Source organism: Mycobacterium sp. NGS17, assembly GCF_059813205.1.
In genome coordinates this window covers 800,633-815,404 of the sequence record NZ_JCALED010000001.1, presented here as the reverse complement: position 1 = coordinate 815,404, position 14,772 = coordinate 800,633, and the positions used below count along the sequence as shown (strand labels likewise).

15 protein-coding genes are annotated in these 14,772 nt (G+C 67.1%); 3 read left to right on the top strand and 12 right to left on the bottom strand.

The genetic code is table 11. The features are described from left to right. Positions 1–9: 9 nt before the first annotated feature. The 4 genes from AC5Y7E_RS04030 to AC5Y7E_RS04015 all read right to left on the bottom strand — a co-directional run bounded on the left by AC5Y7E_RS04030 (position 10) and on the right by AC5Y7E_RS04015 (position 3,459). Complete coding sequence (locus AC5Y7E_RS04030) at positions 10–843, bottom strand: SDR family oxidoreductase (protein WP_499947497.1); 834 nt, start codon at positions 841–843, stop codon at positions 10–12. A gap of 101 nt (positions 844–944) precedes the next feature. After that, positions 945–1,880: an enoyl-CoA hydratase gene (locus AC5Y7E_RS04025; RefSeq protein WP_499916830.1), complete on the bottom strand. Its 936-nt coding sequence runs from the start codon at positions 1,878–1,880 to the stop codon at positions 945–947. A gap of 92 nt (positions 1,881–1,972) precedes the next feature. Continuing rightward, a complete protein-coding gene (locus AC5Y7E_RS04020) occupies positions 1,973–2,764 on the bottom strand; it encodes an ABC transporter permease (RefSeq protein ID WP_499947496.1) in 792 nt (263 codons plus the stop codon). Beyond that, on the bottom strand, positions 2,761–3,459 hold the full coding sequence (locus tag AC5Y7E_RS04015; protein WP_499947495.1) for an ABC transporter ATP-binding protein: 699 nt from the start codon (positions 3,457–3,459) through the stop codon (positions 2,761–2,763). Before AC5Y7E_RS04015 ends, AC5Y7E_RS04020 begins: the two co-directional genes overlap by 4 nt. A 150-nt stretch (positions 3,460–3,609) precedes the next feature. On the opposite strand from AC5Y7E_RS04015, the gene AC5Y7E_RS04010 reads away from it, so the two are divergent. The 3 genes from AC5Y7E_RS04010 to AC5Y7E_RS04000 all read left to right on the top strand — a co-directional run bounded on the left by AC5Y7E_RS04010 (position 3,610) and on the right by AC5Y7E_RS04000 (position 5,920). Next, positions 3,610–3,774, top strand: coding sequence for a hypothetical protein (locus AC5Y7E_RS04010; RefSeq protein ID WP_007772513.1), 165 nt, complete (start codon positions 3,610–3,612; stop codon positions 3,772–3,774). Then, the gene (locus AC5Y7E_RS04005; protein ID WP_499916835.1) at positions 3,775–5,256 is read left to right on the top strand and encodes an alpha,alpha-trehalose-phosphate synthase (UDP-forming); all 1,482 of its coding nucleotides are present in this window, start codon (positions 3,775–3,777) and stop codon (positions 5,254–5,256) included. A gap of 85 nt (positions 5,257–5,341) precedes the next feature. After that, positions 5,342–5,920 (top strand): hypothetical protein, encoded by a 579-nt coding sequence (locus AC5Y7E_RS04000; RefSeq protein WP_499916837.1) that lies wholly within the window; start codon positions 5,342–5,344, stop codon positions 5,918–5,920. A gap of 16 nt (positions 5,921–5,936) precedes the next feature. On the opposite strand, the gene AC5Y7E_RS03995 is transcribed toward AC5Y7E_RS04000, so the two are convergent. The 8 genes from AC5Y7E_RS03995 to AC5Y7E_RS03960 are packed head-to-tail and all read right to left on the bottom strand — an operon-like array spanning position 5,937 to position 14,772. Beyond that, positions 5,937–6,428, bottom strand: coding sequence for an Rv1363c family protein (locus AC5Y7E_RS03995; protein WP_499916839.1), 492 nt, complete (start codon positions 6,426–6,428; stop codon positions 5,937–5,939). Further along, positions 6,428–7,135, bottom strand: coding sequence for an Rv1363c family protein (locus AC5Y7E_RS03990; RefSeq protein WP_499916841.1), 708 nt, complete (start codon positions 7,133–7,135; stop codon positions 6,428–6,430). The genes AC5Y7E_RS03995 and AC5Y7E_RS03990 overlap by 1 nt, the downstream gene beginning before the upstream one ends. Next, the gene (locus AC5Y7E_RS03985; protein WP_499916843.1) at positions 7,135–8,859 is read right to left on the bottom strand and encodes a virulence factor Mce family protein; all 1,725 of its coding nucleotides are present in this window, start codon (positions 8,857–8,859) and stop codon (positions 7,135–7,137) included. Before AC5Y7E_RS03985 ends, AC5Y7E_RS03990 begins: the two co-directional genes overlap by 1 nt. 14 nt (positions 8,860–8,873) lie before the next feature. Next, a complete protein-coding gene (locus AC5Y7E_RS03980; protein ID WP_499916845.1) occupies positions 8,874–10,028 on the bottom strand; it encodes an MCE family protein in 1,155 nt (384 codons plus the stop codon). Beyond that, positions 10,025–11,464: a virulence factor Mce family protein gene (locus AC5Y7E_RS03975; protein WP_499916847.1), complete on the bottom strand. Its 1,440-nt coding sequence runs from the start codon at positions 11,462–11,464 to the stop codon at positions 10,025–10,027. The genes AC5Y7E_RS03980 and AC5Y7E_RS03975 overlap by 4 nt, the downstream gene beginning before the upstream one ends. Continuing rightward, positions 11,461–12,528 carry a virulence factor Mce family protein gene (locus tag AC5Y7E_RS03970; RefSeq protein ID WP_499916849.1) on the bottom strand — a complete coding sequence of 356 codons (1,068 nt, stop codon included), beginning with the start codon at positions 12,526–12,528 and terminating at the stop codon, positions 11,461–11,463. The genes AC5Y7E_RS03975 and AC5Y7E_RS03970 overlap by 4 nt, the downstream gene beginning before the upstream one ends. Next, on the bottom strand, positions 12,518–13,570 hold the full coding sequence (locus AC5Y7E_RS03965; protein ID WP_499916851.1) for a virulence factor Mce family protein: 1,053 nt from the start codon (positions 13,568–13,570) through the stop codon (positions 12,518–12,520). Before AC5Y7E_RS03965 ends, AC5Y7E_RS03970 begins: the two co-directional genes overlap by 11 nt. Then, positions 13,570–14,772, bottom strand: coding sequence for an MCE family protein (locus tag AC5Y7E_RS03960; protein WP_499916853.1), 1,203 nt, complete (start codon positions 14,770–14,772; stop codon positions 13,570–13,572). Before AC5Y7E_RS03960 ends, AC5Y7E_RS03965 begins: the two co-directional genes overlap by 1 nt.

Genomic DNA, 14,772 nt, shown 5'->3' with positions numbered 1-14,772 from the left:
CCTCCCGGCTCAGACCACTCCGCGCAGCGCGTCGGCGCCGTACATCTGTTCCATCATCGACGAGTAGTCCGGGCCGCGGCGCAGCATGTGTCCGCCGTCGACGTTGATGCACTGGCCGGTGATCCAGGTTGCGGCGTCGCTGAGCAGGAACATCGCCAGGTTGGCGACGTCCTCGACCTCGCCGACCCGCGGCAGCGGCGTGCAGAGTGCGTAGTCGCCGCTGATCTCGGGTGACTGGATCACGCTCGCGTCGACCAGATCGGTCCGGATCAAACCCGGTCGAATGCTGTTGACCCGCACCCACGACGGGCCGAGCTCGTCGGCGGCCAGCATCATCATGTGGTCGATCGCCGACTTGGTGACCCCGTAGGGCCCGAACCAGCGGTGGGTGTTGCTGGCCGCGATCGACGAGATCCCGACGAACGAGCCGCCACCGCCCCGCACCAACTCGCGGCTCACATGCTTGAGGACGTACATGGTGCCGTTGACGTTGAGGTCGACGGTGTTTCGCCACGCCTCCGAGTCGGTGTGGGTGATCGGGCCGACGGTCAGCGAGCCGCCCGCGCAGTGCACCGCGCCATGCAGCCGGCCGCGCCAGGCCGTCGCGGCGTCCACCGCACGGACCACCTCGTCCTCATTGGTGACATCGGCGGGCTCGTAGCGGATCGAGCCGCTCCCGGGGAGCGCCTCGATCTCCTTCACGGCCGCCGCAAGGCGATCGGCGTTGCGGCCGACGATCATGACCGAGGCCCCGCCCGCGACCAGCCCGGCGGCCACGCCCTTGCCGATCCCGCTACCGCCGCCGGTGATCAGATATGTCCGGTCTTCGAAAGACAGCTGCACGCGAGGCCCTTTCAAACTGGAACAAGTTCTAGCTATAGAAGCATGTCCGCTCGGGGCGAATATCGCTACCCCCGGTCTCGTTAGGCTTTTGCGGCGCGGCGCTACGGCGTGTCGCGGCGCGCCAGCTTCGTCGGCTTCGCGTTACGCCAGTCCTCGACGTGCGGGGGCTGGCCAACCGGCCAACGGTTCTCGTTGAACGCCGCCCAGTGGGCATGCCCCAGCAGGTGCACGTGGAACGCGTGCCGCAGCGCCTCGGTGTAGCCCATCGCGTCGGAGGCGGCGTTGACCGAATCCTTGATGAGCAGCGACGCCATCGTGGGCCGTTCGGCGATGCGTCGCGCGAATTCGAGTGTCTTCTCCTCTAATTCGTCTACAGCGAAAACCTTGGACACCATACCCAGTCGGTGCGCCTCGTCCGCGTCGATCGAATCCCCGGTCAGCAGAAGCTCTTTGGCCTTTCGCGGTCCGAATTCCCAAGGGTGGGCGTAGTATTCGACACCCGGCATTCCCAGCCGGACCGCGACGACGTCGCTGAACTTTGCGTTGTCGGCCGCGACGATGAGGTCGCACGCCCAGATCAGCATCAAGCCGGCCGATATCGCGTTCCCCTGCACCTGGGCGATGGTGATCTTGCGCAGATCGCGCCAACGGCAAGTGTTTTCGAAGAAGTAGTGCCACTCCTGGTGGTACAGCTTCTCCATGATCGGCTCGAGCGTGGCCCCGCGCGAGCGGAAGCTGGGATGCTGCCCCGGCCCCGGTGCGCGCTCGGCCAGGGCCTGCTCGGAACCGAGGTCGTGGCCGGCGGAGAAGTTTCTGCCGCGCGCCGCCAGGATCACCACGCGAACCGTGTCGTCGGCCTCGGCCCGGCCGAATGCCTCGTCGAGCTGGACCAGCAGGAGCCGACTCTGCGCGTTGTGGGCGTCGGGCCGGTTCAGCCAAATCCGGGCGATGCGGCCCTCATCGAGGGTCTCGTAGGCCACCAGCTCCGGAGAGTTGGCGTCGGCCGCGCCGGTGTCGGCTTGCTCGGAGACTGTCATTCCGCCCACCTCGTTCGTCGTTGAATTGGCCTTGTTTACACATTACGGCCAGTGTGTAACCGGGTCCGCGCTGGGGTGATCGGCCGACGGGCTTACCGTCCGGCGCTCTCGGGCCGCCGGGGCAGCGGCAGCAGGCGGTGGTCGCGGGTGAACACCAGCCGGACGATGCCCATCGCGACGACCACGGTGGTGGCGGCAACCGAACCCAGGATCAAGAACATCACCACGGCCTGCACCAGCACGGCCTGCAACGGCGGCACCCCCGCGAGGATGAGACCGGTCATCGCGCCCGGCAGGAACACCAGGCCGGTGGCCTTGGTCGTCTCGATCTGCGGAGATATGGCCGAGCGCAAGGCGATTCGCAGATACGGTGACGCGGCCTGCCGCGACGGCTGACCCAGCGCGAGGCGGGCTTCGACCTCGTCGCGCTTGTCGCGCAGCTCGTCGACCAGCCGCCGAGCCACCAGCACCATGGCGGTCATCGAGTTGCCGATCATCATCCCGGCGATCGGCACCAGGGTGCGGCCCTGCAGCGGGAACACCCGCAGGCCGAAGATCACCCCCAGCGTCACCAGCGCCGCGCCGGCGAACGCGGCCACGGCCAGCGGCGCAAAGCGCGGCACCTCCGGCGCCCGGCGGCGGGCGACATCCCCGGCGTAGGCCACCATCCCGGCAACCCAGGCCCACGACCACCACAGCGACCGGCCCGGTTCGAACAGCAGCGTCAGCGCCCCGCCCACGAGCAGCAGCTGCACCAGCGCGCGGGCCGCGGCCCACAGCAGCTGCCGCTCCAAACCCAGTCGCCGCCACAGCGAAATCCCGGCCGCGAAGGCCACCAGGACCAGCGACGTCGCCAGGCCCACCCAGCCGACCGGACCGTTCATGACGCGACCGAGCCATCGCCGGGATTGGCGGCGACGGGGCCCAGCCCCACGCTGCGGCCGAACTCCAGGCGCAAGACCCGGTCGGCCGCGCGTCGCACCTGCGCCACGTTATGGGTGACCCACAGGACCGGGGTCCCGTCGGCGGCCAGTTCGCGCACCGCGCGCTCGATGACCTCGGCGGCCTCGGTGTCGACCGCGGAGGTGGGTTCGTCCAGCAGCAGCACCTGCGGCCGCGCCATCAGGGTGCGAGCCAGGCACACGCGTTGCGCTTCGCCGCCCGAGAGCTCGGCCACGTCACGCCCCAGCCACGACCCGGTCAGCGCCACCCGGGCCAGCGTCTCCCGCATCCGCGCGTCGGTCGCGTCCGGGTCGGCGGCCCGCAGGTTGTCGGCGACCGTGCCGGGAAAGGGAGTCGGGCGCTGAAAGCACATGCCCACCCGGCGGCGCAGCGACAGCGGGTCGAGGCCGGCGACGTCCGATCCGTAGAACGAGGCCCGCCCACTCGTCGGCAGCTCCAGCCGGTTGCACAGCCGAAGCAGGGTCGATTTGCCGGCGCCCGACGGTCCACACACGGCCGTCACACCGTGACCCGGAATGGCGGCGGTCAGCCCGTCGAGAGCGCGCACGCCCTGGCGCTCCACGACGACATCGACGAACTCGAACACCCTGTCGCTATCGGCGTCCTGATCGACCACCTGCTTATGGTGCATCACCGGGGCGCGCAGTCCATGGTCTCTTCGCGAGCGGCGCGGCGAATCCGTGCAAACCAGCCATAACCGCTCCTAGAGCCCGTTAGCTGGTGAGACGGCCTGCGACCGGTCATCCGCGTCGCCTACAGTTAAGTCATGCCTACAAAATCTGATCCCGGCGAAATCGGCGATGTCGAGCCGGTGGCCGACGACACTGCGAGCCAGGCCAGGCGGGTCGTCGCGGCGTACGCCAACGACGCCGACGAATGCCGGGTCTTTCTGTCCATGCTGGGTATTGGACCTGCGAAACTCGACGCGTAAATGTCTCCCGGGGGAGGGCGAAGCTCGAAGGCAGCCGATTTCGGGAATTCCGACTTCGTCGTAGTCGCCAACCGCCTGCCAGTGGACCAGGAGCGCCTGCCCGACGGCAGCACCGCGTGGAAACGCAGCCCCGGGGGCCTGGTCACCGCCCTCGAGCCGCTGCTGCGTCGCCAGCGTGGGGCGTGGGTCGGCTGGCCTGGAACCATCGACGAGGACACCGACCAGGATGCCGAGCCCATCGTCCAGGAAGACCTGGAGCTTCGACCGGTCAAGCTGAGCGCCGACGACGTCGCCGAATACTACGAGGGCTTCTCGAACGCCACCCTGTGGCCGCTGTATCACGACGTCATCGTCAAGCCGATCTACCACCGCGAATGGTGGGAACGCTACGTCGCCGTCAACCGCCGCTTCGCCGAAGCCACCTCACGCGCCGCCGCGAAAGGCGCGACGGTCTGGGTGCAGGACTACCAGCTGCAGCTGGTCCCCAAAATGCTGCGCGAACTGCGGCCCGACCTGACCATCGGTTTCTTCCTGCACATCCCCTTCCCGCCGGTCGAGCTGTTCATGCAGATGCCCTGGCGGACCGAGATCGTCGAGGGGCTGCTCGGAGCCGACCTGGTCGGATTCCATTTGCCCGGCGGTGCACAGAACTTCCTGTTCCTGGCCCGACGGCTGACCGGGGCCAACACCTCACGCGGAGCGGTGGGAGTGCGCTCACGGTACGGCGAGGTGGAACTCGAGTCCCGGGTGGTCCGGGTGGGCGCCTTCCCCATCTCCATCGACTCCAGTTCCCTCGACCAGGCGGCCCGTCATCGCGACATCAAGCGGCGCGCCCGCGAGATCCGGGCCGAGCTGGGCAACCCCCGCAAGGTGCTGCTCGGCGTCGACCGGCTCGATTACACCAAGGGCATCGACGTACGGCTGAAGGCCTTTTCGGAGTTGCTCGCCGAAGGCCGCGCCAAACGCGACGACACGGTGCTGATACAGCTCGCGACACCAAGCCGGGAACGGGTGGACAGTTATCAGCACCTGCGCAACGACATCGAACGTCAGGTCGGCCACATCAACGGGGAGTACGGCGAAGTCGGGCATCCGGTGGTGCACTACCTGCACCGCCCGGTCCCGCGCGACGAACTCATCGCGTTCTTCGTCGCCGCCGACGTCATGCTCGTCACCCCGCTGCGCGACGGGATGAACCTGGTGGCCAAGGAGTATGTCGCCTGCCGCAGCGATCTCGGCGGTGCGCTCGTCCTGTCCGAATTCACCGGCGCCGCCGCCGAACTCCGGCAGGCGTATCTGGTCAACCCGCACGACACCGAAGGCGTCAAGGACACGATCGAGGCCGCGCTGAACCAATCCGCCGAAGACGGGCGCCGCCGGATGCGGTCACTGCGCCGCCAAGTTCTCGCTCACGACGTCGACCGCTGGGCGCGCTCGTTCCTCGATGCGCTCGCCGAATCCCGGCCCCATGCCGCCGATTAGCCCGCACACGCAAGAACCCATGGTGTTGGCGCCCGAACGCTGTGATACTCAGATGCAGCGTCGAGCGTGAAGGAGAGGGAATCACATGAAGCTCCGTCACGGGATGGCCGCCGGTGCCGGCATCTGCACGGCGATCGCGGCGGGAATCGCGCTGCAATCCGGTGAACCGGCGAAAGCGGTCGGACCGCCGGCGGACGGCACCTACAACTTCAACGAGGCGGGCGTGTCCGGGGTTACCTGGACCATCTCGGCGCTCTGCGATCAGCCCTCGGGCACCCGGAACATGAACGACTACAACGACCCGATCGTGTTCGCGATGAACTGCGCGCTGAACATCGTGAGTTCGACCCCCGAACAGATCAGCGCCGCGGACAAGCTGCAGAACTTCAGCGGCCGCGCCCGGATGTCCAGCATGCTATGGACTTTCAAGGTCGACAAGGCCGACGGTGTCGCATGCCCGGGCGGTGGCACCGGACCCACCACCGAAACCTTCGCATTCAGCGACGAAACGATGAGCGGCAACCACACCACCATGCACGGCGCCGTGTGCGGGTTGCAGCCGGGCATGAAGAAGGAACCGTTCTCGCTGACGATGGTCGGCCCGCCGCCGAGCCCAATCAATCGTTACCCGTTGTACTGCAACGGCATTGCGATGTGCTACTGACCTCGACCCGTCGGGCCTAGATCGGCGTGATGTAGGCGATCAGCCATTGCTTGCCGACCTTCTTGAAGTCCACCCGCAACCGGCTGCCGTCATACAACGGCTGGCGTGACTTGTCCGTCACGGTCCGGTTCATGAAGACCATCACCGATGCCGATTCCCGTTTGGCCGACATGACCCCCACGCCAACGACATTGGCCTGCACCACCACTTCGCGCTTCTTGGCCTCGGGGATGATCTGGTTGTTGGCGCTCTTCTGGAACTCCGCGCGATAGTCGGGGGTCAACAACGGATACGCCGCCGACAGGCTCCGCTCGACGGTCTGGTAGTCGTACGCGAAGACCTCGGGAATCTCCTTGGCCGCCAACGCCGGCAGCACGGCGCGCGCCGCCTGTTCGCCGCGAGTCTGCACCCGGTCCCAGTACATCCAGCCGGCCACCGCCGACAGCCCGACGAACGCCACGGCCACGAGGTAACCCGCGATGACCAGCAGCCGGCGCCGCCATCGCATCAATTACCCCCGTCTGGATATTTCAAGTCGTAGCCGGTCATCTTCCCGGCATCGTCTTCGTGCACGATGACGCGCAAGCGATACGGCATCGACGGCTTGTTCACCCCGTCGATGTCGGCGACGGTGACGCGCACCGACACCAGCACCGACGCGTTATCGGTAACGGTGTCAACGCCTTCCAGCGCCGCGCCGTTGATGACGGCCTCCGACGTCGCATTGGTCGAGCGGAACAGCCCCTTGAGGTTCTCGACATTGTTGTTCGCACCGAGCATGCCGCGCAGCGGACCGCTGGTGCCGTTGACGAAGCGGTTCACGCTCTCGTCGATGTTGTCCTGCTTGTAGCTGAACATGTTGACCACCGTCTGGGTGGCGGTGTCGACGAAACGCTGATCGCGCGCCTGCGCCGCGGTGGCGTGACGCTGCTGGGTCCACATGTATGCCAGGCCGGCGGCCAGCGCCCCGATCGCCAACACCGCCGCCGCGAACGAGATCCAGCCGACCAGGACACGATGTGGCTGCCGACGTGGCGGCGGCTTGATGGACTTCAAGGCCCGGACGGGTTTCGCCGACTGCTTCGGCGCGGTGGGCGCCTCGGTCTGGACCGTCGCGTCCTGCGCCGGCCCGCCCTTGGCCGGACCTGCCGCACGCGAAGCCCGTCGACGAACGCGCGGCGTGGTTGCCGGTTCGTCTGCCACGGCAGGGTCCATTACATCGGCCTTGGATCAAGCATGAGGTCCACCCAGTTCTCGGCGCCTGAGGTGCCAGTTGCGCCGGCCGCGAAGATACCAGTGCCGCCGGCCGGATCGATAAACGCGCCGGTCTTCTGGTCATACGTGGCGTAGGCAGGTCCGCTGGCCTGCGGTTGTCCGCCGGGCGGCGGCCCCCACGGCTTCTCCGGTCCGGGGCCGGCCGGCGGCGGGCTGATGCCCTCCGGTGCCGGGGGCGGGGGCAGCCACTTCGGGTACGGAAGCTGGGGCGGCACGGGGGGCACCCCGGGCGGCTGCCAGGACGTGAACGGCGGTGGCGGCCCGTTGTTGTTGGGCGGCGGCGGGTCGAATGCCGGCTGTTTGTTCGGCAACGGCCCCGGCCCGGGCGTCACGCCCGGGGGCGGCGGCCCGACGATGGGCGTGCCCGGGTCGGGCTCGGCGCCGGGCGGGATGTACGGGAAGTGGTTGGGCGGCAAGACGTTCAAGCCGTTGGTCACCGGCGTGTCGTACGGCACCGGCGGCCCGCGCCACGGGTTGCGGCCGATCGGCACAAAGCCCTTCGGGTCGCGACACAGCTGGATCGTCGGGGCGCGCTTTCCGGGGAATTCCTGGCACGGGTAGTTGCGCGCGCCACGCACGGTGCTCGGATCGTTCTGCGCCGTCTTGCAGTACATGTCCCTCGGCAGCTCACGCACCGTCTCGTCGGCCGGGGTGCGCATCAGCGGCGGCGGCAGGAAGCCGACGGCGCACGGCGGCGGGTCGTTGAGGTCGAGCTTGAAGTCCAGCTTGGCGCCTTCGTCCTGCGGCCCACCGCCCGCTGCGGTGGTGATCGCGGCGAACAGCGCCGGCAAGACGACCAGCAGTTGCTCGATCGACTTGTGGTAGATGACGCCGACCCGGCCGAGGTTGGCCAGGCTGGCGGCCAGGGCCGGGAAGGAGGGGCGGATGCCCGAGAACGCGGTGCTGGCCTCGTCGGTGGCGCCGGGCGCGGTCGCCAGGGTGTCGCGGAGCTGCGGGTCGGCTTGACGCACCTCGGAGGTGAACCGCGCCAACCCGTCGGACAGCGACTTGATGTCACCGCCGGCACGAATCTGCGCCTGCAGGAACGGGCCGGCCTGATCGATCAACTGCGAGACCTGCGGATAGTTGGCGTTGGCCTCGTCCACCAGCAGCCGGGCGGACTCGAAGAGCCGGGCCAGCTCCGGACCTGAGCCGTTGGCCGCGATGAACGTCTCGTGCAGCAGCTCACGCAACCGGGTGTCGCCCAGGCTGTTGACCAAGGTTTCCGAGCGCTTCAGCAGCTCGGCGACGTCGCGGCCGATCCGGGTGTTCTGCCGCTCGATGCGAGATCCGTTGTGCAGCTTGCTGGTTGCCGGCGACCCGGGCGGCACCAGGTCGATGTACTGCTCGCCGACCGCCGACACACTCTTGACCGTCGCGGTGACGTTCGACGGGATGGCGGTGCCACTGTTCAGCCGCATGCCGGCGATGACGCCGTTGGGGCTCAGGCCCACCGACTCGACGCGGCCGACGGCCACGCCGCGGTAGGTGACGTTGGCGTTCTTGTACAGGCCGCCGCCGGCGACGAAATCGGCGCTCACGCCATAGGTTCCGATGCCGAACGTCGCGGGCAACCGCAGATAGAAGATGGCCATCACGGTCAGGGTGATGGCAGTGATCACCGCGAAGATCGCCAGCTGGATCTTGGTCAGTCTGTCGTGCATGTGCTCCCCGCCCCCTACTGTCCTGAAGCCGTGCCGGGCGGAATCTTGAACGGATCCGCGGCCTGTCCGGACAGGTTGGCCATCTCGCCGGTCAAGAAGTCCGGCGGGTTGAGGATCTCGTTCATGTGGGCCATGTTCGGGTCGAAATAGGCCGTCGTGAAGAAGGTTTCACCGAGGCGGCGCAGGGTGAGGTCGAAGGTGGTGAACACGTTGAGGTAGTCGCCACGCACGGCCTGCTTGATGCCGAAGTTGGGGAACGGGAACGTCAGCAACAACTGGAGCGAGGTGACGAAGTTCTTGCGGTTGTCGTTCAGCGCCTTGACCGCCGAGTAGAGGTCCTTCATGTCGGCGGCGAAGTCCACCTTGGTCTTTGCCAGGATGTTCGAGGTGACGTTCGCCAGTTTGTGCAGCGCGCCGAAGGCCTCCACGATGTGGTCGCGGTTCTTGTTCAGCACGCGAATCGCCTCGGGCAGCGTGTCGAGCGCCCGGCCGAGGTTGTCCTTGTCGTGCGCCAGGGTCGCCGAGAATCGGTTCAATCCGTCGACGGCATCGATGATGTCGTTGACCTGACGGTTGAGTCCCGAGGTCAGTTCCGCGAGCCGGGGAACCAGGTCGACGAACTGGTCCTGCCGGCCGGCGACCGCGCGATAGGTCTCATCGGTGATCTCTTCCAGGGCACCGACATTGCCCTTGTTCACCACCACGCCGAGCGCCGAGAGCACCTCCTCGGTGGTGGGATAGCGACCGGTGTTGGCCTCCGCGATCTTCGACCCGTCCTTCAGCTTGCCCACGGCCGGCTTGTCCTTCGGGCGCGCCAGGTCGATGTGCATGGAACCGAGCAGCGACGTCTGGGCGACCGTCGCGGTCGAGTTGGCGGGCAGCACGACATTCTTGTCGAGCGCCAGTTTCACTGCCGCATAGAACGATCCGTCGACGCGCTGTTCGGCCGAAATACCGGCGACGCTGCCGACCGTGACGTCGTCCACCATGACCGGAGAGTTCTGCGGCAGGGTCGCGACATCGGGCAGTTCGACGGTGATCGAGTAGGCGCCGCTACCGTGGCCGGCGGTGCCGGGCATCGCCAGCGAGTTCAGCCCGCTGAATTGGCAGCCGGCCAGCAACATGGCGCCCGACGCCAATACGCCGACGCGCAACGACATTCGGTTCATCCGCCACCGCCCAGGTCGGCCGCGGGCCCGTTGGGCGCCTGGCCCGGCGCCGGCCCCGGCAGCGGGCCGAAGGCGCTTCCGGGCGCTGGCCCCGGCGCCGGAGCGGCGCCCGGCGCCGATTGGCCCGGCGCGGGGCCGGCCTGCGGGGCCGTCGGTACCAGCAGGGCCTGCAGATCCGCCGGGTTCTGCGCGGCCGGCTGCGTCTGGGCGCCCTTCGCCGGAACCCAGGTCAGCTGGGGTACCGGGGTGGCGGCTTTGGCCTGCGTTTCGGGGGTGTCGTAGATGATCTGGCCCTTGTACGCCGTGATCGTGTTCAGCGGGTGGAACATCAGCGGCGGGTAGTTCGCGGTGAGCCGGCGCAGCACCGGCCCCAGCCGCTCACGGCAGAGTTCGGCGCGCTTGAAGTAGTCGGGCGCCCGTGGCCCGGCCGCGGTCTCGAAGGATCCACCGCAGATGAACTGCACGGGGTTGGCGAACTCCGGTATCGACAACAGGCCGTTCAGTGTGCCCTGTGCGGGGTCATAGATGTTGTAGAAGTTGGCGATACCCGGGCCCGCCACGTGCAGCACCTGCTCGATGTTGTCGCTCTGGTCGCTCAACGTCTTCGCGAAATCGTTGAGGTTGTTGACCGTGTCGACGATCGTCGAGTTGTTCTCGTGCAGGAAACCCCGGATGTCGGACAGCGCCACGTTCAGGGTGCCCAGCGTGGTGTCGAGGTGGCGCGAGCTGTCGGCGAGCACCTGTGACACCGAGGCGACGTTCCCGGCGAACTGGACGATCTGTTCGTTGCTGGACGATAGCGCGTTGACGAGTACCTGCAGATTCTTCACGGTGCCGAAGATGTCGCCGCGCGAATCGCCCAGCCGCCCAGCGGCTTGCGAAAGCTCGCGCAAGGCGTTGTGGAACGACTCGCCCTTGCCGTCGAAGGTGTCCGCGGCCTGGTTGATCGCCGCGCCCAACGGACCCTGCATCGATCCGGCCGTGGGGCCCAGTTGCACGGCCAGCTGCGTCAGCGATTCCTTGACCTCGTCCCACTCCACCGGGACCGCGGTGCGGTCCGGGCCGATGCTCGCGCCGTCGGCCATCGCCGGTCCGCCGGTGTAGGCGGGTGTCAGCTGAATGAAGCGGGCCGCCACCAGGTTCGGCGAGATGATGATCGCCTTGGCGTCCTTCGGGATCTTCACGTCCTTACTCACCGACATGGTGATCTTGACGTCGGACGGCCGCGGTTCGATCGTGTCGATGGTGCCGATGGGGACGCCGAGCACGCGCACCTGGTCACCGGGATACAGGCCGACCGCGGAGGCGAAGTAGCCGACGATCTTGCGGTTATTCGCTTGCGAGGTAAGCACATACACGCCACCCACCAGCACCGCGACGAGCGCGATGATGGTGGTGTAGCGCAGCCCCCTGCTGCCGAGGATCCGCTGCGTCACGGTGACTTCGGCCTGATGATCCAGCGTTCCTGAATCAACCCACGCAGGTAATCGGCGAGGCTGGCCGGCATCTTGCCCGGCTGGTAGAAGAAGTCGAACATGGTGGCAAGCAACGGCGCCGGGATCACGCCGTAGACGTTGACGTTGAACCCGGGTCCCGAACCAACCACCTCACCCAGCTCGGTGGCGTAGGTGGGCAGCCGCTTGAGGGCCTCGGCGATGTAGTCGCGGCGCTCGTTGAGGTTGGACAGCACGTCGTTGAGCTTGTTCAGCGCCGGACCGAATTCCTTGCGGTTATCGGCGACGAAGCCGGAGATCTGCGCCGAGAGGCCCCGGATTCCGGAGATCAGCTGCTCCAGGGCGCCCCGTCGTTCGTCGAGGGCGGCGAACAACTCGTTGCCGTCATCGACCAGTTTGTTGACCTGGTCGGCGCGCTGCGACAACACACCGGTGACCGATTTCGCGTGCGCCAGCAGGCTTTGCAGCGCCTCGTCGCGGCGGTCCAGGGTGCGCGACAGCGAGGTCACGCCGTCCAGCGCGCCGCGCAGCTGCGGGTTGGCGTCGTGCAGCGTGTCGGTCAGCACGTTCAACGCCTTCTCGAACTGCGGCTTGTCCAGGTTGTTGGCGTTCTGCCCCAGGTCCTCGAGCGCGCCGGCGAGCGTGTACGGGGTCGTCGTGCGGCTGAGCGGGATGGTGGTCGCCTTGCCGCCACCGGCCGGGGTCACGGAGATGGAACGCTCACCGAGGATGGTGTCGGTCCGGATCGCGGCCAGCGACTGGTCGCCGACGGCGACGTGGCGGTCGACGCTGAAGCTGATCTTGGCGCTGTCGCCGGCCAGGCCCACCGAGGTGACCTTGCCGACCTTGAAGCCCGAAACGTAAACGGCGTTGCCGGGATTGATGCCGCCGGCGTCGCTGAAGTAGGCGTCGTAGATTTTGCCCTGCGGCCAGAACGGTAATCCGGCGTAGCCGAACGCAATGAGCACGACACACACCACCAGCACCACGCCGAAGATGCCGGTGCGCAGTGGATCGCGCTCGCCCTGCCTTGCGTTACTTGGCAAAAGAGCACCTCCCCTTGCTGGGATCCACCTGGCCACCGAGCGGCAGCAGGATGTCGCTACCGGCCGGGCCGTTGATCTTGATCGTCACGGAGCAGAAGTAGATGTTGAAGAACGATCCGTAGGCACCCAATGCGGCCAGCCGCAGATAGTCCTCGCCGAGCTGCTCAACGTCGTTGTTCACCTCGGCCTTGCGGTTGTCCAGTTCGGTGGCCAGCGGGCGGGTGTTCTCCAGGATGCCCTGCAGCGGACGGCGCGAATTCTTCAGCAGCTCCGTCAGATCCGTCGTGGTCGACGCCAGCGGCGGGATGGCACCGGCGATGTCGTCCTTGTGCTGGGCGAGCCCGGTGATCAGTTGCTGAAGCTGGTCGACGCTGGCCGAGAACTGTGCGCTGCGTTGGTCCACGGTGGTCAGCACCGTGTTGAGGTTGTTGATCACGTCGCCGATGAGCTGGTCGCGCTGGCCCAGCGCCGAGGAGAACGCGCTGGTGTCGGCCAGCACGTTCGACAACGCCCCGCCCTGGCCTTGCAGCAACTGAATGACGGCGCCGCTGATGGTGTTGACCTTGTCGGCGTCAAGACCCTTGAGCACCGGTCGCAGTCCGCCCAGCAGCGCGTCGAGATCCAGTGCGGGCTGGGTGTGTTGGCTGTTGATCGTCCCGCCGGCAGGCAACTTCCGCAGTTCCCCGGGGCCCGACGTGATCTCCAGGAATCGGTCGCCGACCAGGTTTTCGTAGCGGATCACCGCGCGGGTGGACGAATACAGCGTGTAGCGCTTGTCGACTCCGAACTTCACGTCGATGGTGTTGTCCGGGTTGAGCTTGATGCCCGACACCGCGCCGACCGGGACCCCGGCGATGCGCACCTTCTGGCCGGATTTCAGCCGTGACACGTTGGTAAACGTTGCGTGGTAGGTACTTTCGGGCCCGAAGCGGAAATCGCCGAAGACCACCACCAGCCCCGCGGACACCAGCAGCATGGCCACCGCGAAGATGCTGACCTTGATGATCATCTCGCGGTGCGACGGCATTCCCGAGGCGGCCATCAGAAGTCGTCCCGTTCCGCGAAGGCACCGTGGAACAAGAACTGCAGCGTGGACGGCGCGTCGAACTGCAGCTCGGTGAAGGGCTCGTAGGGGATGTTCGCGTTGTCGGTCACCAGGAACGGGGAACGGAAGAACGATCCGCCGGTCTGCTTGGTCGGGATGTCCGGCAGCCCACGGCAGTTCGGGCCGCCGGAGGCGTTGACGATCGGCAGCGATTCCGGATATACGTACGCCGGCGCGCCCAGCACGAAGCTCGACGACGTGAACAGGCCGGCCTTGCGGACACCAAGCAGCGGGGCGAATTCTTTGATACCGCGCTCGATCCCGGCGAACAGGCAGCCGAATTCCGGTGAGTAGTCGGCGGCCACCTTCAGCGGGGCCCGCAGCCGGTTGATGGTGTCGATGAAGTCCTGTTCGGCCGGAGCCAGGGTTTCATAGGCGTTGTTCGACAGCCCGATGGTGGCCAACAGCGTGCTGTCGAGATTCTTCTGCTGGTCCACGACCGTCTTGTCGATCGTCGGCAGGTTGTCGACCACGGTCGTCAGGTCCGGCGCGGCGTCGGCGTACACGTTGGCCACGACCCCGGCCTTGCGGAAGTCCTCCTGCAGCGCGGGCAGCTTCGGATTTGCCTGGCGCGTCAGCGTGTTCAAGCCCGACAGGATGCCACCCAGGTCGTCGCCGTGGCCGCGCAGGCCTTCCGCGAACGCGCTCAACGTGCCGTTGAGTTCGACCGGATCGACCTTGTGCAGCAGGTCCATCAACGACTGGAACAAGGTGTTGACTTCCAGCTGCACCGAGGATGCCGCCACGTGTGCGTCCGGACGCAGGGACGTCGGCGAAGGCGCCTGCGGCGGAATGAATTCCACCGCCTTGGCACCGAAGATGGTGTTACCCGCGAGGCGCACTGTCGCATTGGACGGGATGAAATGCATGTCGTCGCTGTTGATGCCCAGCGTCAGCCGCGCCTGGTCACCGGAATAGTCGATCGTTTCGACCTTGCCGATCTGGATACCGCGGTATTTGACCTTGGCGCCCTTCTCCATCACCAGGCCGGCCCGCGGCGCCGACACCGTGACGGTGTCGATCGACGCGAAGGCCGCCGTGTAGGAAAGGTAGGTCAGCACAACGAAAGCCACCAAGAGACCGGCCAGCACCGCTGCTGCCAGCCGGACGGTTGAGCGTCGCGCGTCTGTGTCTGCCAT